At 74.8% G+C, this 1080-nt stretch carries 1 protein-coding gene; it reads left to right on the top strand.

Annotated elements, in window-relative coordinates; genetic code table 11:
* The first annotated feature begins 77 nt into the window (after positions 1–77).
* Positions 78–860 (top strand): VOC family protein, encoded by a 783-nt coding sequence (locus tag ACFV4G_RS43560; RefSeq protein WP_380449225.1) that lies wholly within the window; start codon positions 78–80, stop codon positions 858–860.
* Positions 861–1080 lie beyond the last annotated feature (220 nt).

Here is a 1080-nt window from a genome sequence, read left to right as displayed (position 1 = left end):
GCGGCGTGTCGGGTGGCGGCGGGCGGGCGACGACGGAAGGGTGGCTGGCGGTAATCCCCCAGGGAGAAAGGGCGATCATGCCTGAAGTCACCACCCCGTACGCGACCGGCACCCCCTGCTGGGTCGATCTCATGGCGAAGGACCAGCAGGCCGCGCTCGACTTCTACCGCGACGTCCTCGGCTGGCAGGGGCAGCCCGGCCCGGCCGAGTTCGGCGGGTACGCGGTCTGCGAGCTCAACGGGAAGGCCGCGGCCGGGATCGGCCCGGCGATGGCCCCGGAGGGCATGCCGGAGCCGCCGACCGTGTGGACCAGCTACCTGGCCTCCACGGACGCCCAGGCCACCCAGGACGCGATCGTCGCGGCCGGCGGCACGCTGATGGTCCCGGTGATGGACGTCGGCAACCTCGGGCGGATGCTCATCGCCGCCGACCCCCAGGGCTCGGTGTTCGGCGTCTGGCAGCCGGGCGAGTTCTTCGGCGCGCAGGTCGTCAACGAGGCCGGCGCGCTCACCTGGAACGAGCTGCACACCAGCGACATCCAGGCCGCGACCGCCTTCTACGGCGAGGCCTTCGGCATCGAGATCGAGCCGCTGGACGGCGCGGACTCCTACTGGGAGGTGCGCGTGGGCGGCCGGGCGGTCGGCGGGGCCACGCTGCTCGCCAACGACCCGCCCGGCACGCCCGCGCACTGGCTGACGTACTTCGCCGTGGACGACACGGACTCGACGGTCGACGCCCTGGTCAAGCGGGGCGGCACCGTCCTGGTCCCGCCCTTCGACATGATGGCCGGCCGGATGACGGTGGTCGCCGACCCGCAGGGCGCCCCGTTCGCGATGATCACGCCGACCCCGATGCAGTAGGGCCGCGTGCCGTAGGACCGCGTGCCGTAGGGACGCACCTGCCCGAGTCCTCCGCCCGCCCGGGCCTTCCCCGGCGGGCGGACGCACGCCCGACAACCCCCCCGCCGGGGGCCGCCCGGCCCCCCCCGGCGCGCCCCCGGTGGCGCGTGCGGGGTGCGGACGGCGGTGGCGGTGAGGTTCACCTGGTGGCGGATCTCGGCGTAGGAGGCACGGCCGTCGC

Origin of the sequence: Kitasatospora sp. NPDC059747, from assembly GCF_042732955.1 — a bacterium.
In the GTDB taxonomy this organism is placed as follows: Bacteria; Actinomycetota; Actinomycetes; order Streptomycetales; family Streptomycetaceae; genus Kitasatospora.
The sequence above is the reverse complement of the archived record's forward strand: the minus strand, read 5'-3'. Positions and strand labels throughout refer to the sequence as shown.

Excerpts from the sequence above, each read along its gene's own strand:
- ACFV4G_RS43560 (WP_380449225.1), top strand. The coding sequence starts at position 78 with ATGCCTGAAGTCACCACCCCGTACGCGACCGGCACCCCCTGCTGGGTC.